Source organism: Micromonospora sp. BQ11 (assembly GCF_052068135.1).
Taxonomy (GTDB): domain Bacteria; phylum Actinomycetota; class Actinomycetes; order Mycobacteriales; family Micromonosporaceae; genus Micromonospora.
Genome location: NZ_JBQHDB010000010.1, coordinates 105,664 through 124,295, shown reverse-complemented (window position 1 = coordinate 124,295; position 18,632 = coordinate 105,664). Strand labels below are relative to the sequence as shown.

General features: G+C 72.9%; 22 protein-coding genes. 19 read left to right on the top strand and 3 right to left on the bottom strand.

Annotated elements, in window-relative coordinates; all coding sequences use genetic code 11:
* The first annotated feature begins 20 nt into the window (after nt 1-20).
* The 4 genes from grpE (at nt 21) to ACTMSW_RS21350 (ending at nt 2,852) form a co-directional block, all read left to right on the top strand.
* On the top strand, nt 21-773 hold the full coding sequence (gene grpE, locus ACTMSW_RS21365) for a nucleotide exchange factor GrpE (RefSeq protein ID WP_441182415.1): 753 nt from the start codon (nt 21-23) through the stop codon (nt 771-773).
* 80 nt (nt 774-853) lie between these two features.
* The gene (dnaJ, locus tag ACTMSW_RS21360) at nt 854-2,038 is read left to right on the top strand and encodes a molecular chaperone DnaJ (protein WP_441182414.1); all 1,185 of its coding nucleotides are present in this window, start codon (nt 854-856) and stop codon (nt 2,036-2,038) included.
* Nucleotides 2,039-2,082: 44 nt separating this feature from the next.
* A complete protein-coding gene (locus ACTMSW_RS21355; protein ID WP_441182413.1) occupies nt 2,083-2,523 on the top strand; it encodes a heat shock protein transcriptional repressor HspR in 441 nt (146 codons plus the stop codon).
* A gap of 134 nt (nt 2,524-2,657) precedes the next feature.
* Complete coding sequence (locus ACTMSW_RS21350; protein WP_441182412.1) at nt 2,658-2,852, top strand: hypothetical protein; 195 nt, start codon at nt 2,658-2,660, stop codon at nt 2,850-2,852.
* An 84-nt stretch (nt 2,853-2,936) separates the two neighbouring features.
* On the opposite strand, the gene ACTMSW_RS21345 is transcribed toward ACTMSW_RS21350, so the two are convergent.
* The 3 genes from ACTMSW_RS21345 to ACTMSW_RS21335 all read right to left on the bottom strand — a co-directional run bounded on the left by ACTMSW_RS21345 (nt 2,937) and on the right by ACTMSW_RS21335 (nt 5,257).
* Nucleotides 2,937-3,368 (bottom strand): hypothetical protein, encoded by a 432-nt coding sequence (locus ACTMSW_RS21345; RefSeq protein WP_441182411.1) that lies wholly within the window; start codon nt 3,366-3,368, stop codon nt 2,937-2,939.
* A 174-nt stretch (nt 3,369-3,542) separates the two neighbouring features.
* The gene (locus ACTMSW_RS21340) at nt 3,543-4,751 is read right to left on the bottom strand and encodes a cation:proton antiporter (RefSeq protein WP_441182410.1); all 1,209 of its coding nucleotides are present in this window, start codon (nt 4,749-4,751) and stop codon (nt 3,543-3,545) included.
* 5 nt (nt 4,752-4,756) lie between these two features.
* Nucleotides 4,757-5,257: a cation:proton antiporter regulatory subunit gene (locus ACTMSW_RS21335; RefSeq protein WP_441182409.1), complete on the bottom strand. Its 501-nt coding sequence runs from the start codon at nt 5,255-5,257 to the stop codon at nt 4,757-4,759.
* A 31-nt stretch (nt 5,258-5,288) separates the two neighbouring features.
* Here ACTMSW_RS21335 and ACTMSW_RS21330 point away from each other — a divergent pair, with 31 nt between their 5' ends.
* The 15 genes from ACTMSW_RS21330 to ACTMSW_RS21260 all read left to right on the top strand — a co-directional run bounded on the left by ACTMSW_RS21330 (nt 5,289) and on the right by ACTMSW_RS21260 (nt 18,570).
* Nucleotides 5,289-6,389: a hypothetical protein gene (locus ACTMSW_RS21330; RefSeq protein WP_441182408.1), complete on the top strand. Its 1,101-nt coding sequence runs from the start codon at nt 5,289-5,291 to the stop codon at nt 6,387-6,389.
* Nucleotides 6,390-6,489: 100 nt separating this feature from the next.
* Nucleotides 6,490-9,081 carry an ATP-dependent chaperone ClpB gene (gene clpB / locus ACTMSW_RS21325; RefSeq protein ID WP_441182407.1) on the top strand — a complete coding sequence of 864 codons (2,592 nt, stop codon included), beginning with the start codon at nt 6,490-6,492 and terminating at the stop codon, nt 9,079-9,081.
* 138 nt (nt 9,082-9,219) lie between these two features.
* On the top strand, nt 9,220-9,603 hold the full coding sequence (locus ACTMSW_RS21320; protein ID WP_441182406.1) for a hypothetical protein: 384 nt from the start codon (nt 9,220-9,222) through the stop codon (nt 9,601-9,603).
* 68 nt (nt 9,604-9,671) lie between these two features.
* On the top strand, nt 9,672-10,535 hold the full coding sequence (locus tag ACTMSW_RS21315) for a hypothetical protein (RefSeq protein ID WP_441182405.1): 864 nt from the start codon (nt 9,672-9,674) through the stop codon (nt 10,533-10,535).
* 80 nt (nt 10,536-10,615) lie between these two features.
* Nucleotides 10,616-11,239, top strand: a complete 624-nt coding sequence (locus ACTMSW_RS21310) for a DUF4178 domain-containing protein (RefSeq protein WP_441182403.1) — start codon at nt 10,616-10,618, stop codon at nt 11,237-11,239.
* The gene (locus ACTMSW_RS21305) at nt 11,240-11,746 is read left to right on the top strand and encodes a DUF2617 family protein (RefSeq protein WP_441182402.1); all 507 of its coding nucleotides are present in this window, start codon (nt 11,240-11,242) and stop codon (nt 11,744-11,746) included. It begins immediately after the preceding gene.
* Nucleotides 11,743-12,168, top strand: coding sequence for a DUF4247 domain-containing protein (locus tag ACTMSW_RS21300; RefSeq protein ID WP_441182401.1), 426 nt, complete (start codon nt 11,743-11,745; stop codon nt 12,166-12,168). The genes ACTMSW_RS21305 and ACTMSW_RS21300 overlap by 4 nt, the downstream gene beginning before the upstream one ends.
* Nucleotides 12,169-12,204: 36 nt before the next feature.
* Nucleotides 12,205-12,627 carry a DUF350 domain-containing protein gene (locus ACTMSW_RS21295; RefSeq protein ID WP_441182400.1) on the top strand — a complete coding sequence of 141 codons (423 nt, stop codon included), beginning with the start codon at nt 12,205-12,207 and terminating at the stop codon, nt 12,625-12,627.
* A 134-nt stretch (nt 12,628-12,761) separates the two neighbouring features.
* On the top strand, nt 12,762-13,433 hold the full coding sequence (locus ACTMSW_RS21290) for a hypothetical protein (protein WP_441182566.1): 672 nt from the start codon (nt 12,762-12,764) through the stop codon (nt 13,431-13,433).
* Entirely contained in the window at nt 13,430-14,995 is a 1,566-nt protein-coding gene (locus ACTMSW_RS21285; protein WP_441182399.1) for a polyamine aminopropyltransferase, read from the top strand. The genes ACTMSW_RS21290 and ACTMSW_RS21285 overlap by 4 nt, the downstream gene beginning before the upstream one ends.
* 86 nt (nt 14,996-15,081) lie before the next feature.
* A complete protein-coding gene (locus ACTMSW_RS21280; protein ID WP_441182398.1) occupies nt 15,082-15,876 on the top strand; it encodes a hypothetical protein in 795 nt (264 codons plus the stop codon).
* A 72-nt stretch (nt 15,877-15,948) separates the two neighbouring features.
* On the top strand, nt 15,949-16,608 hold the full coding sequence (locus tag ACTMSW_RS21275; protein WP_441182397.1) for a hypothetical protein: 660 nt from the start codon (nt 15,949-15,951) through the stop codon (nt 16,606-16,608).
* Nucleotides 16,609-16,617: 9 nt separating this feature from the next.
* On the top strand, nt 16,618-17,427 hold the full coding sequence (locus ACTMSW_RS21270; protein WP_441182396.1) for an SDR family NAD(P)-dependent oxidoreductase: 810 nt from the start codon (nt 16,618-16,620) through the stop codon (nt 17,425-17,427).
* A 168-nt stretch (nt 17,428-17,595) separates the two neighbouring features.
* Entirely contained in the window at nt 17,596-18,135 is a 540-nt protein-coding gene (pyrE, locus tag ACTMSW_RS21265) for an orotate phosphoribosyltransferase (RefSeq protein WP_441182395.1), read from the top strand.
* Nucleotides 18,136-18,192: 57 nt separating this feature from the next.
* Nucleotides 18,193-18,570 carry an ArsR/SmtB family transcription factor gene (locus ACTMSW_RS21260; protein ID WP_357028903.1) on the top strand — a complete coding sequence of 126 codons (378 nt, stop codon included), beginning with the start codon at nt 18,193-18,195 and terminating at the stop codon, nt 18,568-18,570.
* Nucleotides 18,571-18,632: the final 62 nt, after the last annotated feature.

The window sequence follows — 18,632 nt, the reverse complement described above, 5'->3', positions numbered from 1 at the left end:
CAGAGGGATGAGGTAGCCGCATGACGGAGAAGCCACGAGCCGCCGACCCAGGTTCCGCCGGGTCGGCGCCGGGTGGCTCCGCGCCCGCCGGACAGTCGTCCGACGAGCCGCGGGTCGTCATCCGCAACAACCGCAAGATCAGCGAGGCCGAGGGTTCGGACACGGCCGCCGCTGACGCCGGCTCGGACGTGCCGGCCGAAGGGCTGGTGCAGGACGCCGAGGTCGTCGTCGACGAGATCGAGGTCGAGGCGACCCCGGCGGCCGGCCCGGAGCCGGCCGGCCCGCCGGTGGTCGACGCCCCGGCGGAGCCGGTCAGCGGTGCCGGCGCCCCCGCGCTCGGTGCCGAGTTGGAGGCGCTTCGGGCCGAACTCGACGAGCGGACCCGGGACCTGCAGCGGGTGTCGGCGGAGTACGCCAACTACCGCAAGCGGGTGGACCGGGACCGGGGACTGGTGACCGAGCAGGCCACCGGGGCGGTGCTCGCCGCGCTGCTGCCCATCCTCGACGACCTGGACCGGGCCCGCGAGCACGGTGACCTCGTCGGTCCGTTCGGCACGGTGGCCGAGCAGCTCACCACCGCGCTGGGCAAGTTCGGGCTGAGCCCGTTCGGCGAGCAGGGCGACCCGTTCGACCCGACCCGCCACGAGGCGGTGGCGCACCAGACCTCGGCCGAGGTCACCGAGCCCACCTGCGTGCAGGTGATGCGGCGGGGTTACCAGATCGGTGAGCGGCTGCTGCGGCCGGCGCTGGTCGCGGTCGCCGACCCCGAGTAGGTGCGCAACGATCCGGCCGTCCCGCCCGTCCCCCTCGGGCGGGCGGGACGACCGGTCAACGGTGGGAAGGGGGTGGACCGGTGAGTTCCAAGGACTGGATCGAGAAGGACTACTACGCCGCTCTGGGCGTGCCGAAGACGGCTTCCGCGGACGAGATCAAGAAGGTGTACCGGAAGGTCGCGCGGGAGTCGCACCCGGACCACAACCCCGGCGACCCGAAGGCGGAGGAGCGCTTCAAGACGGTCTCCGAGGCGTACGCGGTGCTCGGCGACGACACCAAGCGCCGCGAGTACGACGAGATGCGCTCCCTCTTCGGCTCCGGCGCGTTCCGGCGCAATGCCCGTGCCGGCGGGCAGCCCGGCGGCGTGCCGTTCGACGTCTCCGACCTGTTCGGCGGTGCGGGGGCCGGCGGCGACCGTCGGTTCGGCGGGGCGGGCTTCCAGGACCTGTTCAGTTCGATCTTCTCGGGTGGTGGGGCCGGCGGTGCCGCCGCGCCCTCCGGACCGGCTCGCGGGCGGGACGTCGAGACCGAGGTGTCGCTGGACTTCCACGACGCCGTACGCGGGGTGACCCTTCCGCTGACGCTGCGGGCGCCCGGCGTCTGCGATACCTGCCACGGCGACGGGGCGAAGCCCGGCACCCGGCCGCGCACCTGCCCGGTCTGCCACGGTGCCGGGGTGACCACCCGCAACCAGGGGTCGTTCAGCTTCTCCGAGCCCTGCCGCAACTGTCAGGGCGTCGGCACCGTGGTCGAGGAGAAGTGTCCGGAGTGCCAGGGCACCGGCGGGGTCACCAAGACCCGCACCCTGAACGTGCGCTTCCCGGCCGGGGTGGCCGACGGCCAGCGGATCCGGCTGGCCGGGCGTGGTGAGCCCGGTGCGCGCGGCGGTACGGCGGGGGACCTGTTCGTGCAGGTCAAGGTACGCCCCGACGAGCTGTTCGGGCGGTCCGGCGACGACCTCACCCTGACCGTGCCGATCACCTTCGCCGAGGCGGTGCTCGGCACCGACCTGCGGGTGCCCACCCTCGACGGCGCGGTGACCCTCCGGGTGCCGCCGGGCACCCCGAGCGGCCGGATCCTGCGGGCGCGCGGCAAGGGTGTGGTGCGCCGGGACGGTCAGGCGGGGGACCTGCTGGTCACCCTCGACGTGGTGGTGCCGGCGACGGTGTCGGCGGAGGCGCGTGCGGCGTTGGAGAGCTTCGCCGACCAGACGCCGCCGGCGGCACGGGAACATCTCGACGCGCGGTTGCGTCGATCCAGTTGAGCCGTTGGTGAGTGGCCCGGTGCGAGGCGCGGAGGTGAGCGGGGATGTCGGACGAGTTCGTCGGTGCGGGTGACCCGGCCTACGAGGCCAAGGTGCTGATGATTTCGGTGGCGGCGCGGATGGCGGGGATGCACCCGCAGACACTGCGCCAGTACGACCGGCTGGGCCTGGTGCAGGCCGGCCGCGCGGCCGGCGGTGGACGCCGGTACAGCGTCCGGGACGTGGTGCTGCTGCGCGAGGTGCAGCGGCTCAGTCAGGACGACGGCATCAACCTCGCCGGCGTCAAGCGGATCATCGGCCTGGAGCGGCTGCTGGAGCAGGCGCAGCAGCGGGTGGCCCGGCTGGAGGCGGAGCTCGACGCCGCGTACCGCCGGATCGCCGAACTGGAGGCGGTGGCCCGCTTCCCGGGCAGTGATCTGGTGCCGACCAACCGCACCTCCACCGCGCTGGTGGTCTGGCGTCCCCGCCGGAGTTCCGGCCGCTGACCCTGTGCTCCGCGGCCCGCGCCGGCCCGGTCCGCTCGCCGGTTCACCGGCGCGGGCCGGGCCGGTTCCGTTAAGGTCCTGATTGAGGTCGGATCTACTCAATTCGGACCTACCGCCATGGCGAGGGGGAGCCCGTGACGGAAGCAGCGAAGAAGGCGGCCGAGCAGACCGAGGAGCGCCTGGAGAAGGTGGCCGAGACTGCTCGGGAGCGGTTCGACAAGGTCGCCAAGGGACGTTTCCGCGACAAGATCACCGATGGACGCTTCGCCGACCAGGTCGACCACGGCGTCGACCAGGGCCGCGACGAGAGTCGCCGCAAGCAGGGTTGACCGGTGGTGCCGGCCGACCGGCGAACGGGCCGGGACCCACGGGGGGTCCCGGCCCGTTCGCGTCGGGGGTCGGTGCGGGTGGGGTCAGCCCAGGCGGCGGTTCTCGCGGACCAGGCCGCCCTCGCACCAGTCCCGGTAGACGAAGAGGTCGGGGCGGGCGAGCAGGACCCGGCTGTTGTGGGCCCAGGTCCGCATCAGGTCGTCGCCGTCCCGCTCGGCCTGCTCGACGAGCTTGCGGAAGCGCCGCTTGGGATGGGCGCGGAAGTTCGTCCGGATGCCGTCGGCGGCGTAGATGTAGAGGCAGTGCAGCGCGAAGCGGCGGGCCGGGCAGGCGGGATCGATCGCCAGGTCGAAGAGGGTCAGCACGAGGCGGTCACCGGAGACGAGGAGGTCCCAGTCCGGAGGCATGGACGCCAGGGGCACCGAGTCGGGTTGGTACGCCCAGGCCCGCAACTCCGCCGGAGACGGGTCGACGGGGTTGGCGAAGCCGTGAAACGCTGACTCCTGCACGCTCACCGGCCAACCTTCCGCTCTCGCCCAGCGGGGGCACCGGCACCCCGCGAACCGTGGCTGCTGGGGCGACACGGTAACGCGCAGGGTGCGAACTGCGGTAGCCCCCGGGGGAGCAATTCGGTAAACGTTGGCCGGGCCGGATCCACCGTACGGTGGACCCGGCCGACGGCCTCGCGATCAGTCGGTGGCGACCGCGGCCTGGCGGGCCCGCTCGGCCGCCGCGCGGCGCCGCAGCCACCCCTTGAACCAGCCGAGGTCCGGCACCCGCGCCAGCATCGGTCCGGTCACCACCGTGATCAGCACGTACGCCGTGGCGAGCGCGGCCAGGCGCGGCTCCACGCTGCCGGCGGTCACCGCGAGCCCGGCGATGACGATGGAGAACTCCCCGCGCGGCACCAGCGTGAGGCCGGCGCGCCAGCGGCCGGGCTCGGCGATGCCGACCCGCCGGGCGGCCAGGTAGCCGGTGAGCGTCTTCGTGGCCATGGTGACCAGAGCCAGCGCGAGCGCCGGCAGCAGCACCGGCGGTATGTCCCGCGGGTCGGTGACCAGCCCGAAGAAGAGGAAGAACACGGCGGCGAACAGGTCCCGCAGCGGGGTGAGCAACTGGGTGGCGTGGTGCGCCACCGGCCCGGACAGCGCGATGCCGACCAGGAACGCGCCGACCGCCGCCGAGACCTGGAGCTTCGCGGCCACGCCGGCGACCAGCAGGGTCATCCCGAGCACCCCGAGGAGCAGGGCCTCCGGGTCGCGGGCGGACATCACCGACGAGATGACGTTGCCGTAGCGGATCGCCACCACGAGGACGACCAGCACCGTGGCGACCGCGACCGCGAGCGCGATCCCGCCTCCGATCAGCCCGGTGTCGGCCAGGACGGCGGTCAGCAGCGGCAGGTAGAGGGCCATCGCCAGGTCCTCGATGACCAGGATCGAGAGCACCACCGGGGTCTCGCGGTTACCGAGCCGGCCCAGGTCGGCCATCACCTTGGCGATGACGCCGGAGGAGGAGACCCAGGTGATGCCGGCCAGCACCAGCGCGGCCACCCAGTCCCACCCGAGGAGCAGGGCGAACGCGGCGCCGGGCAGGGCGTTGAGCACACCGTCGATCAGGCCGGCCGGCGCGGCGGCGCGGAGGTTGCCGACGAGTTCGCCGGCCGAGTACTCCAGGCCGAGCATCACCAGCAGGAGGATGACGCCGATCTCGGCGCCGATCGCGAAGAACTCCTCGCTGGCCTTGAACTCGAGCAGGCCGCCGTGGCCGAAGACCAGCCCGGCCAGCAGGTAGAGCGGAATGGGCGAGAGGCCGATCCGGCGGCTGAGCCGGCCCAGCAGGCCGAGCAGGAACAGCAGCGCGCCGACCTCGATGAGCAGCGTCGTGGTCTCGTGCATCCGCCTCAGCCGTCCGGGTCACTGTCGGCGAGGATGGCGGTCACTCCGTCGAGGCCCTGCCGGGTCCCGACGACGACCACCACGTCACCGGCCGCGAAGCGGAAGGAGGGATCGGGCGAGACGATCACCTCGCCGTGGCGGAGGACCGCCACGATCGAGGCGCCCGTGCGGGTACGCGCCTTGGTGTCGCCGAGCCTGCGGCCCACGTACTTCGAGCCGGCCGGGATGGCCAACTGCTCGGTGAGCAGCCCCGCCGCCTGCTCCCGCAGCCCGGAGAGCTGGCCGAGCATCAGCGACGCGCCGAGGATGTCGGCCAGCGCCTCCGCCTCGTCGTCGGTCAGCGGGATGTCGTGCTGGCCGGCGTCGGGGTCGTCGGGGTCGTAGAGGACGAGGTCACGACGGCCGTTGCGGTGGGAGACCACCCCCAGCCGCCGTCCGGACTCCGTCATCAGATCGTGACGTACGCCGATTCCCGGTAGGGCAGTCTGTTCGACACGTACTCGCACCGCGCAAGGCTACCGTGCTGCGGAGGTCCGTGTGATCAAGCGATGGCGGCGCCGGCCGGCCGCGATGCTGTTGGTTCTGGCGCTGACCGGCTGCTCAGTCGGCGACATCCGCCGCGACCCACCCGTCCGGTCCGCCGCACCCACCGCACCGCCCGCGACGCGGTCCGCCGCGCCGCCTCCCGTGGCCGTCGCCGAGACCCGCGCCGCCCGGGTCGCGGTGCCAAAGGGGTACGACCCGCCGCGCGTGGAGTTCGTCGACGTGACCCAGGGATACGCGCTGTTCGCCTCGTGCGGCGAGCGTCCACCCGGGCGGGACTGCCCCGTCCTGCTGTACGCCACCACCGACGGTGGTCGGCACTGGCGGAAGCTGCGACACCCCCGCCCGGTGGCCGACGGCCAGCAGATGTACACCGCATCGGGTGTGCTGACGCTGCTGAGCGAGCCGTACGGCTGGTGGACCTCGATCGACGGTGGCGCGACGTTCCGGCACACCCCGGGTGAGGCGGCGCCACCCGAGTGGCGGGCCGCCCAGGGGCGGTTCCAGGTCGTCGAGGAGACCGGCGGGGTGGGCCGGTGGGACGGCCGTACGTTGCGCCGGCTGCCGGCGCAGCCGGACCTGCCCGCGCTCAACACCGTCACCGAGCGGCACGGTGTGCTGGTGGCGGCGGGCGCACGCGACGGCAGGGCGTACGCGGCCGTCTCGACGGACCAGGGTCGGAGTTGGCGGACGACCCCGGTCCCGGAGTCCGACGGCGCGGTGGAGCTGGTCCGGGCGCAGAATGCGCCGGACGGTGACCTGTGGCTGGTGGGCGACCGGGGCGACCGGGTCTCCTTTCCGGCGCTGTGGCGCTGGGCGGACGGCTGGCAGCCGGTGCGGGCCGTGGGGCACCCGGAGCGGGCCCACTCGACCGTGCCGCTCGGAGGGGGCCTGCTGGCCACGAACGGTCCGAGCGGCGCCGGCGTGGTGCGAGGTGACCGGTACGAGCCCCTGCCCTGGCCGGTGAAGGACACCCACTACCTGCTCATGCTCGCCGACGGCGGGCTGGCCGCCGTCGCGCCGGACGAGGTGCTGCTCGGCACCGGCCGGCACACCACGCGAACGTGGGCGAAGGTGACCATCGACATCGCCTGAGGTCGTCATGGTGACTCAGGTCACATAGCGAGGGTTGAGTGGAATACGCTCAACTCTGGTGGTGTCCGTACCAGTGGACACGCCGATTCCGGGGGAGCCCATGAACACGGAACGACTCACCACCAAGAGCCGCGAGACCATCACCGGTGCCGTCGCGCTGGCGAACCAGCGCGGACACGCCACCGTGGAGCCCTGGCACCTGCTGCTGGCACTGCTGGACACCGAGGGCTCGACCGCCGCCGCCCTGCTGCGCGCCGTCGGGGCCGACCCCGCCGAGCTGCGCCGGGTGACCCAGCGCTCGGTCGACGCCCTGCCCGCCGCGCGTGGCTCCAGCATCGCCGAGCCCACTCTCGCCCGCGAGTTCGTCAACGCCATCGGTGCCGCCGAGCAGATCGCCCGGCCGCTGGGCGACGAGTACACCTCGACCGAGCACCTGCTGGCCGGCCTGGCCCGGGTCGGCGGCGCGGTCTCCGTCGCGCTCAGGAACTCGGGCGCGACCGAGGAGAACCTGGTCGCCGCCTTCCCGACCGTCCGGGGCGGCGACCGCCGGGTCACCACCGCCGACCCGGAGCAGACCTACCAGGCCCTCGCCAAGTACGGCGTCGACCTGACCGCCAGCGCGCGCGACGGCAAGATCGACCCGGTCATCGGCCGGGACTCGGAGATCCGCCGGGTGATCCAGGTGCTGTCCCGGCGGACGAAGAACAACCCGGTGCTCATCGGTGAGCCCGGCGTCGGCAAGACCGCCATCGTCGAGGGCCTCGCCCAGCGGATCGTGGCCGGCGACGTGCCCGAGTCGCTGCGGGACAAGAAGCTGGTCTCGCTCGACCTGGGCGCGATGGTCGCCGGAGCGTCGTACCGGGGCCAGTTCGAGGAGCGGCTGAAGTCCGTCCTGGAGGAGATCAAGAACTCCAACGGGCAGGTCATCACCTTCCTCGACGAGCTGCACACCGTGGTCGGCGCGGGCAAGGGCGAGGGCTCGATGGACGCCGGCAACATGCTCAAGCCGATGCTGGCCCGCGGTGAGCTGCGGATGGTCGGCGCGACCACGCTGGACGAGTACCGCGAGCACATCGAGAAGGACCCGGCCCTGGAGCGGCGCTTCCAGCCGGTGCTGGTCGGCGAGCCGACCATCGAGGACACCATCGGCATCCTGCGCGGTCTCAAGGAGCGCTACGAGGTGCACCACGGCGTCCGCATCACCGACGCCGCCCTGGTCGCAGCCGCGTCCCTGTCCGACCGGTACATCACCGACCGGTTCCTGCCGGACAAGGCGATCGACCTGGTCGACGAGTCCGCGTCCCGGCTCCGCATGGAGATCGACTCGCGCCCGGTCGAGGTCGACGAGATCGAGCGGGCGGTGCGCCGGCTGGAGATCGAGGAGATGGCGCTGGCCAAGGAGCCGGACGCCGCCTCCGCCGAGCGGCTGGAGCGGCTGCGCAAGGAACTGGCCGACAAGCGCGAGCAGCTCACCGCGCTGTCCGAGCGCTGGCAGCTGGAGAAGAGCCACATCACCAAGCTCTCCACCGCCAAGGAGGAACTGGAGCGCCTGGGCGGCGAGGCCGAGCGGGCCGAGCGCGACGGCGAGCTGGAGCGTGCCGCCGAGCTGCGGTACGGCCGCATCCCCGCCCTGAAGGCCGACCTGGCGAAGGCGGAGGAGGAGCTGGCCCGGCTCCAGGCCGACGGCGCGATGCTCAAGGAGGAGGTCGGCGCGGACGACATCGCCGCCGTCGTCGCCTCCTGGACCGGCATCCCCGCCGGCCGGCTGCTGGAGGGCGAGACGGCCAAGCTGCTCCGGATGGAGGAGTCGCTGCGGGGCCGCGTGGTCGGCCAGTCCGAGGCGGTGGGCGCGGTCTCCGACGCGGTCCGCCGGGCGCGGGCCGGCGTCGCCGACCCGGACCGTCCCACCGGCAGTTTCCTCTTCCTCGGCCCGACCGGCGTCGGCAAGACCGAGCTGGCCAAGGCGCTCGCCGAGTTCCTCTTCGACGACGAGCGGGCCATGGTCCGGATCGACATGAGCGAGTACGGCGAGAAGCACTCGGTCGCCCGCCTGGTCGGTGCCCCACCCGGGTACGTCGGCTACGAGGAGGGTGGCCAGCTCACCGAGGCGGTGCGCCGCCGGCCGTACTCGGTGATCCTGCTGGACGAGGTGGAGAAGGCCCACCCGGACGTCTTCGACGTGCTGCTTCAGGTGCTCGACGACGGCCGGCTCACCGACGGTCAGGGTCGTACGGTCGACTTCCGCAACGCGATCCTGATCCTCACCTCCAACCTCGGGTCGTCGGTGATCAGCGACCTGACGCTGGCCGAGGAGCAGCGCCGGGAGGGTGTCCTGGCGGTGGTCCGGTCGCACTTCAAGCCGGAGTTCCTGAACCGTCTCGACGACATCGTGGTCTTCGCCGCCCTGCTCGGTGACGACCTGCGGGCCATCGTGGACATCCAGCTGGAGCGGATGCGCCGGCGGCTGGCCGACCGCCGCCTGGGTCTGGAGATCACCGAGCCGGCGCGCGGGTGGCTGGCCGAGCACGGGTACGACCCGATCTACGGTGCCCGACCGCTGCGCCGCCTGGTCCAGTCGGCCATCGGCGACCAGCTCGCGAGGGCCCTCCTGGCCGGCACGATCCGCGACGGCGACACCGTCCACGTGGACCTGGCCGACTCCAAGGACGGCCTGACGGTCCGCCCCGCCTAACCCACCCACCCACCCGCCCGCCCTCGCGCCCGAATCCCGCGTCGATCATGAAGTTGTTGCCGTGACACGCCGGTCCGGCGGGCAACAACTTCATGATCAGCGGGGTGGGGGGCGGGGTGGCGGGGAAGAGATAGGGGCATGTTCGGGATTGGTGGGAAGAAGAAGGACCGGCAGCTGGACGCGGATCTCGACGAGCTGACACGGGCCGAGACGCTGGCGTTCGGCGGGGTGGGGATCACCGGCACGCTGCTGCCGGTGACCGAGGCGTACCGGCGGGTGGAGGCGGCGCTCGCCGACCACGCGGAGGAGGTGCGCGAGCGGATCGACCGGGTGCTCGACGAGGGCACCCCGGCGGGCAAGGTGTACGCGGCCACGCTGCTCGAACGCCTCGACCCGGCCGCCGGCCGCCGGGCCTGGGAGACGCTGCGCGAGGACACGGCCGAGTTCGGCACCTTCACCGGCTGCGTCATGGGCCGCAGCACACTCCGCGAGTACGCCACGGACCGCCACTCGGAGGCGTGATCCTTTCGTCCCCGCGATCTGCCCGACCGGGTCTGCCGGAGGGGGTCCGCGGCCCGTAGCTTGCCGGCATGACGCCCCCCGCCGACGTGCCGGTACGCCCGCCCCGGCCCCGTACCGTCACGATCGCCTTCTGGTTGCAGCTCACCCTCGTCGCCGTCCTGCTGGGGCTGGTGGCCCTGGTGGTCGTCGAGGCAATCGACTGGAACGCGCAGATCGACCGGGCGGCCCGTGCCGTTCCCAACGCCGACCCGGACGAGGTCAGCGGTGAGCGTGTCGGCAACGTGGTGACATCGGTGCTGCTCGGCCTGCCGACCCTGCTGCTCGCCGCCTGGATGGCCGCGACCGCCCTACCCGTACGCCGGGGTGGCAACACCGCGCGGATCATGGTCTTCGTGGGCGGCGGCGCCCAACTCCTGCTCTGCATGGCCCCGGCCTGCGCCGGGATGATCTCCGCGCCGCTGTTCCTCGCCTCCGGCTTCGACGAGGAGATGTATCCCGAAGAGGAGGGCGGCACGTCGGTCGACGACCCCTGGTCGGAGTCCCGCTTCATTGAGGCGCTCTACGACAGCCCGAATCCGTTCGACCAGGTGCTCTTTCCCCTGGCCGCGGTCGGAATCCTGACCGTGCTGACGCTCACGGCGGCGATCGTGCTCCTGCTCGCGCTGCCACCCGCGCACCGCTGGTTCGTGCCGCACACCACGGCACCGACTCCGCCGGTTCCCTTCGCCCCGCTCCCGCCACCCGGCTACGGCTACGGCTACCAGCCAGCGGCGGCGCCACCCGGCTACGGCTACCACCCGCCGGCCTTCCTGATCTGCCCCGATCCGGCCGCGCACCTGGGGCCGCCGCCGGGGGGCGGCGCACCGCCCGGCGGAACACCGACCGGACCGGAACCGGCCGGGCCCTCCGGTCCGGTGACACCCGGTAGCTGACCGATGACCGTCCGACGGCTGACGTTCCGGGGTGCGCGTAGTTGTTACCGTCTCCGCCGACGTACCTGGGGAGGTTGTCGGTGAGCGAGTCGGTGGCGTACCTGTGGGCAGCGGTGGGTTGCCTGGTCGCCGTGGCGGGGGTGGTGGTCGCCGTGGTGGCCCTGCGCCGGTCGCGGTCCCGGCCGACGGCCGCCGGGGGGCCGGGGGACCCGTTACGGGACCGGGACTCCGACGCGCTGCGCGGCGACCCGCGTCGCCTGAAGCCCGGCGACATCGTCGAGATCCGGAGCGTATCGTACGCGGTGCGCGGCACGATCCGCCTGGTCGAGGGCGGGTGGAGCTGGGCCGAGCACCTGCTCGACGACACCGGCGGTGTCCGCCGCTGGCTGTCGGTCGAGGAGGACCCGGAACTGGAACTGGTGCTCTGGGCGGCCGAGCCGGGCGCGACGGTGACCCCGGGAGCGCCCACCATCGACTTCGACGGCCGCCGCTACCACTGGGACGAGTCCGGCCAGGCCCGGTACACCTCGACCGGCACCACCGGCCTCGACCCGAGCGGCACCATGCGCTACCACGACTACCAGGCGCCCGGCGGCGCCCGGCTGTCCTTCGAGGCGTACGGCGAGGCGGGCTGGGAGGTGGCGCGGGGCGAGACGCTGCTCCGGGCCGAGGTGATGATCTACCCGCAGGCCGAGGTGGACTGAGTGCTCGTCACCCTGCACACCCCGTACGTCGACACCAGCGCCGCCGAGCTGAGTCTCGCCCTCGACGACGTCGAGCGCCCCGCGCTGCACGTCCTCGACCTCGACCTGCCCGGCGCCGTACGACTGCGGCTGCGCCTGCTCGGCGCCTCGCACCAGGTGGTGGTACGCGCGCCCGGCAGCACGCTGACCGAGACGGTGGCCTGCCTGCCCGGCCGCAACCCCGCGCTCCCGGAGACGCTGCACGACGAGCACGCCGGTTACCGGTTCACCGCCACCGTCCTGCGTCCGGAGGGCCACGGGCTGCGGGACCGGGTGGCCGCCCTCCGCGCCGACCTGGCCGACGACCCGTACGCGCTGGTCGGGGTGTTTCCCGGCGACGTCGACGCGGTGACCGCGCTGTCGGTGCGCCCCGACCCGCCCGACGGTGCCCTCCGCTGGCGCACCTGGCACGCGTATCCCCAGACCAACGAGCTGGTCCTGACCGAGACGGTGGTGGCACTGCGATGACGTACCGACGCTGGTTCGTGGTGGGAACGGTGTTCGCGGTCATCGGCGCGCTGGTCGCCGCGTTCGCGCTCCTCTACGGCAACTTCTCGCCGCGCGGCTTCGTCGAGGACCGCTACAGCCGGGCCGCCGCGCGCGACATCGGCGGCGACGCGGTCGCGTACACCTCGACCAAGGACCCGAGCACGGTGGCGCAGGAGGTCAGCCAGGCCTGGCAGCCGGCCGACCAGTACGTCGACGGCAGCGGTGTCTACCTCCGCTACGACGACGAGTCGGTGGTGATCCTGCCCCTCGCCGCCGGTTCGCTGATCCTCCTGGAACGACTGAGCACCGCCTACCCGCGTTACCACTCCACGGTCGGCAGCCACTGGGGTTGGGGGCGGGGGAACACCGTCCGGGGCGGCGGCCCCGGCAGCGGCAAGTAGACCCGGCCCTGCACCGACCGACCCCTGGAGCGTCCCTTGCAGACCCTCGTCACCGACCTGCTGGTCACCCTCGCCTACGGGGTGGTCGGCATCGTCCTCATGGGCATCGGCTACGTCCTGGTGGACGTGGCCACGCCCGGCAAGCTCCACGAGCTGATCTGGAACGAGCGCAACCGCAACGCCGCGCTGCTGCTCGCCTCGAACCTGGCCGGCGTCGGTGTCATCGTGGTCGCCGCGATCGCCGCCAGCGAGGACGACTTCGTGCTCGGCCTGGTCGGCGCCGCGTCGTACGGGATCCTCGGCCTGGTCATCATGGCCGCCGCGTTCCTGCTGCTCGACGTCGTGACCCCCGGCCGGCTCGGTGAGATCCTGGTCGACCCGGAGCCGCACCCGGCGGTCTGGGTCTCCGCCGTGGTCCACCTCGCCTCCGGCGCGATCATCGCCGCCGCGATCAGCTGATGGTCACCGCCCAGCAGCCCGGTGCCGCGCCGAGCGGACCGGCAGCCAAGGGGAGCAGCCGGAAGGCCGTGTTCTTCACGCTGCTCGTGGTGCTCATCGTGTGCGGGCCGTTCGCGATCATCCCGCTGGCGACCATGAACGACGACGACGGCACGGACGTGCGGCCGCCCACCGCGACCGAGCGGACCGACACCGTGCCGATCCTGCGCAAGGCCTTCGAGAGCCAGGGCGTCTGCTACGGCTGGCGGCTCGGGGACGGGTACGGCGGCGCCGAGGTGGTCAGCGTCGGGTCCAACCTCGGCGACGGGATCCCGGCGGCGGGCGACCCGCGGTGCCCGCGCTGGGTGGAGGTCGTCGCGGACGTCACGTACTACTCCGACAGCAGCGAGGCCGAGGACCGCGCCTCGGTCAGCCTGGAGGGGTCGACCGACTTCACGGCCACCGACCTGCTCCTGGTCGAGCGGGGGCTGGAGCGCTTCGACCTGACCCCCGACGCGTTCGTCGACGACCCCGGATGGGCGGTCACCCGGGCCGCCGTGACCCTGCCGCTGCTGGTCGCCGAGCGCGAGAAGGCCACGTTCGCGCCCGTCGACACCGCCGCGCCGGCCGCGCCGCCCGCCGCGCTGCCGAACGTCGGCAACGACGTGTGGCGGGACCGCTGGGGCTGGCTGGTCGGTGCCGCGGCGATGCTGCTCGTCACCGCGCTGCTGGTCACCGTCGGCCTGGTGCAGCGCCGCCGGCAGCGGGCCGTCCCGGCGCCCCGCGCCGGCGAGGACGCTTCCGCGCGTACGCCGGAGAGAGCGTGACCGTCGACGCGCCGGCACGGTGGCGGCTGGCCCGCGCCGCCGTGCTGGCCGCGGTCTTCGTGTGCGCGGCCTGCGGTCTGGTCTACGAGCTGGCCCTGGTCGCGCTCGGCAGCTACCTGATCGGCGACACCGTCGGTCAGGCGTCGATCGTGCTCGGCGTGATGGTCTTCGCCATGGGCGTCGGCGCGCTCGCCGCGAAGCCGTTGCAGTCCCGGGCCGCCGTCGCGTTCGCGGCCGTCGAGCTGCTGCTGGCCCTGCTCGGCGGCCTGTCCGTGCTCGGTCTCTACGCCGCCTTCGCCTGGCTGGACCTCTACGGGCCCGCGCTGGTGGCGACGGCGTTCGTGCTCGGCCTGCTCATCGGCGCGGAGATCCCGCTGCTGATGGTGCTGCTGCAACGGATCCGGGAGCAGGCCGCCGGCAGCGCCGTGGCGGACCTGTTCGCCGCCGACTACGTCGGTGCGCTGCTGGGCGGGCTGGCCTTTCCCTTCCTGCTGCTGCCGATCTTCGGCCAGCTCAAGGGCGCGCTGGTGGTCGGCGCGGTGAACGCCGCCGCCGGTGTCGTCCTCGTCTTCACCGTCTTCCGGCGCGAGCTGGGTCGACGCGCGCGCGTCGGGCTCACCGCCGGCTCCGTCGTGGTGGCGCTCTGCCTGGGGTACGCGTGGCTGACCGCCCAGGACTTCGAGGTGACCGCGCGGCAGCAGCTCTACCGGGACCCGGTGGTGCACGCCGAACGCAGCCGGTACCAGGAGATCGTGCTGACCCGGTCGGTCGCCGAGCCGGGCCGTACCGGCACCACCGACCTGCGGTTGTTCCTCAACGGCGACCTCCAGTTCTCCTCGGTCGACGAGTACCGCTACCACGAGGCGCTGGTGCACCCGGCGCTGAACGGGCCGCGCGGGGAGGTGCTGGTGCTCGGCGCCGGTGACGGGCTCGCCGTCCGGGAACTCCTGCGCTACCCCGACGTCCGCCGGATCACCGTGGTGGACCTCGACCCGGCGGTGGTGGCGCTGGCCCGCGCCGAGCCGCAGCTACGACGGCTCAACGCCGGGGCCTTCGACGACCCCCGGGTGCGGGTGGTGCACGCCGACGCGTTCGGCTGGCTGCGAACCGCCACGGACCGCTTCGACGCCGTCGTGGCGGACCTCCCGGACCCGGACGAGACGGCCACCGCCAAGCTCTACACCGTCGAGTTCTACACGCTGGTCGAGGGCGTCCTCGCCGAGGGCGGGCGGGTGGTCGTGCAGGCCGGCTCCCCGTACTTCGCGCCCCGGTCGTACTGGTCGATCGAGGCGTCGCTGCGGGAGGCCGGCTTCGCCGTGACGCCGTACCACGTGGACGTCCCCTCCTTCGGCGACTGGGGCTTCCTGCTCGCCACCGCGGGCACCACCCCGCCCACCCTGGCGCTGCCGGCCGACGCGCCGCGGCTGCGGTTCCTCGACGCCGACACGCTGGCCGCCGCCGGTGCGTTCCCCGCCGACCGGCGCCGCGTGGACGTGCCGGCGTCGACGCTGCTGCGGCCCCGGGTGCTGGAGTACGCGCGCGGGGAGTGGCGCGGCTACTGACGCCGTTCCGGCGGGTCCGCTCGTCGAGTCCTGCCCCGTTGGCTCGGAGTCGATACGGTGTGGGCGCGATCTAGGGAAGGAGAATCGTGGTCGATCCCCACCACAACGCGCCGGCTCGGGTACGCCCCGCTGCCGTCACGATTTCCAGCTATCTGCTCATCTTCTACGCCGTCCTCTCGGTGATCAGCCTCATCGTCGCGCTCAGCACGCTGAGCAAGATCCAGGACGTCTACCGGGACGCCTTCGCCGGCACCGACGCGGAGGGCGCGGAAACCGTCGCCACGGTCGCGGGCGTCGGCGCCGGCGTCGTCAGCCTGCTCTTCGCGCTCGGCCTGATCGTTCTGGCCCTGCTCAACATGCGGGGCAAGAACGGCGCCCGGATCACCACCTGGGTGGTCGGCGGCATCGCGCTCTGCTGCGCGGGGCTGGGCCTGGCCGGCAACGCGCTCGGCAACTCGATGGGCGGCCAGACCTCCGGGAACGTGCCGAGCCAGGACGAGATCAACCGTCGTCTCGACGAGGCCCTGCCGTCCTGGTACGAGCCGGTCACCACGCTGCTCGCCGTGCTCGGCATCCTCTCCCTGCTGGCGGCGCTGATCCTGTTGGCGCTGCCCAAGGCCAACGAGTTCTTCCGCAAGCCGCAGCAGGCGTGGGAACCGCCGGTCCCCGGCGCCACCTACCCCGGCTACCCGCAGACCTCGGGCGATCCCGGGTACCCGCAGGCCCCGGGTCAGCCGGGCGGCTACCCGCAGGCCCCGGGTTACCCGCCGGCACCGGGCCAGCCGGGCAGCGGTTCCACGTCGGGCGGCCCCGGCCAGCCGGGTGCCGACGGCCAGCCGGGGTCGGACCGTCCCGGCCCGACCCCGCCGCCGGTGAGTTGACGCTCCGATAACGGCGACGCCGACGGTCCCTCCGAGTAGGTTGCAACCCGACGCCTACCGGAGGGACTCGTCGTGTCGCACCCCGAACAGGCACCGGCCCGTCGACCGGCGGTGGTGACCCTGGCCGTCGCCCTGCTCGTGGTGATGGCACTGGCCGCTCTCGCGTACGCCGTCGCCGGCCTGCTCACCATCGGTGGCACCGCCGACAACCTCCGGAGCGTCGCCAAGGGCACCTCCGCCCGCCCCGAGGACACCGACGGGGTGGTCGCGCTGCTGTGGGTGTCCGGTGTGCTCTCGGCGGTGGTGAGCGTGCTGGCGGCGGTGCTGCTCGTCGGCCTGGCCCTCGGGCTGCGCGCCGGGCGTCCGGGTGCCCGGGTGGGTACCTGGGTGGTCTCCGGGCTCGGGCTGATTCTCGGCTGCTGCGGGCTCGCCGCGCTGGCCGGGCAGCGGGCCGTACCGCTGCGGCTGGGCGAGGACGAGCGGGGCACCGCCGAGCTGCTCGCCCTCGTCGAGGACGCGTACCCGGGTTGGTGGATCCCGCTGGGCACGGCACTTCTGGTGGGCCAGGTGCTCGGCTACCTTGTGGTGGCCGCGCTGTTGGCGCTGCCGGCCGCGAACGCCTGGTTCCGCCGGCGTCCGCCGGCCGCACCCGGCCCGCACCACCCGTACGGTCCCGCGCCGTACCCGTACCCGCCCACCGGGACGCCCGCGTCCCCGTACCCGCCCAGGTGAGGACCGCCCGTGACGCTCGACCAGCCGACCACCGAGCGACGGGCGTTGATCACCGGGGCGACCGCCGGCATCGGCGCGGCGTTCGCCCGACGGCTGGCCGCCGACGGCTGGCATCTGGTGCTGGTCGCCCGGGACGCCGCCCGGCTGGCCGACATGGCGACCGAGCTGACCGGCCGGCACGGCCACGAGGTGGAGACCCTTCCCGCCGACCTGTCCACTGACGACGGCTGCGCACTCGTGGAGCGGCGGCTGACCGAGGGGCCTCCGGTCGAGCTCCTGGTCAACAACGCGGGCATCAGCCTGAACCGGCCGTTTCTCCGGTCGACGGTCGAGGACGAGTCCCGGCTGCTGCGTCTCAACGTGCACGCGGTGATGCGACTGACCCTCGCGGCCCTGCGTACGATGACCGAGCGGCGGCACGGGGCAGTGATAAATGTCTCTTCGGTTGCGGGTTTCGGGGCGCTCATGCCCGGCTCGACGTACTCCGCCAGCAAGGCGTGGGTCACCAACTTCAGCGAGTCCGTCGGCCAGTCCGCGCGCCCCTTCGGCGTACGCGTGCTGGCGCTGTGCCCCGGCTACACGCGCACCGAGTTCCACGCCCGGGCCGGGATCGACATGTCGAAGACTCCGGAGTGGTTGTGGCTGCGGGCCGAGGACGTGGTCGACGAAGCCCTTCGTGACCTGCGGAAAGGCAAGCTGGTCAGCGTGCCGGCGTGGAAGTACAAGCTCGCCGTGGCGGGGCTTCGGCACGCGCCCCGGCGGCTGATCGAAGCGGTCTCCCGGGACACCCGGGGCCGGACCGGCCGGGACGGACGCTGACCCGTCGGCGTGGTCCGCCGCGTCGTCCACCCGCCCCGGATTCGGCCTGCCGATCCGGACGGCAGTCGCTCAGCGTAGCCGTCCATCGCCGAACGTCTCATCGCCCGCAGGGTGATCGGGTCGGACCCCACACGCGGCTCCCAGAGTGGAGCAGTACCCTCTATCGCCATGGGGGCCCACGACGACCTGCGTAAATTCATTGGTGACCTGGCCGTGGTCCATGGCCGCGTGGTGCTCTCCTCGGGGCGCGAGGCGGACTGGTACGTCGATCTGCGGCGCGTCACGCTCCATCACCGGGCGGCTCCGTTGGTGGGTCGGGTGATGTGTGACCTGACGGCCGACTGGGCCTACGACGCGGTGGGTGGCCTGACCCTGGGCGCCGACCCCGTCGCCGTCTCGATGCTGCACGCGGCGTCCGGGACGGACCGCCCGCTGGACGCCTTCGTGGTCCGAAAGGCGGGCAAGGCGCACGGCCTGCAACGCCGGATCGAGGGCCCGGACGTGGCCGGGCGGCGGGTGCTGGCGGTGGAGGACACCTCCACCACCGGCGGAAGTGTGTTGACCGCGGTCGAGGCGCTTCGTGAGGCCGGGGCCGACGTGGTGGGTGTGGCGGTTATTGTTGATCGAGGCGCTGGTGACGCGGTGCGAGCCGCCGGACTGCCGTATCGGGCGGCCTACACGTTGGCTGACCTCGGCCTTGTGGCGTAAAAGTTTGCCGATTCGGATCTGCTGATATGCAGGCGGATCGATGCTCCTGGTGGAAGGATGGAATACGTGGGAACTGCGTTGGCTGATATGACCATGCCTCAGATCTCGCCGCTTGCCGGCGAGCCGATCGAACGTGCCGATGCCGAGCGTCTCGCGGGGGTCCTCAAGGCCCTCGCGGATCCCGCTCGTCTGCGGCTGCTCAGTCTGATCCAGTCGGCCCCCGAGGGCGAGGCGTGTGTCTGTGACCTGACCGCGCCGCTCGGCCTCTCCCAGCCGACGGTCAGCCACCACCTGCGTATCCTCACCGAGGCCGGCTTGCTGGAGCGGGAGAAGCGCGGTGTCTGGGCGTACTACCGGCTGGTGCCGTCGGCGATCGCCACGATCGCCGATCTGCTCACCCCGCCGCGCAAGCGCGCCACCAAGAAGGCGCGCTGACCTTTACCGATCGTCCGGTGCACTCCCCGTGGGGAGAGCACCGGACGGCCGGACGGGCCGCT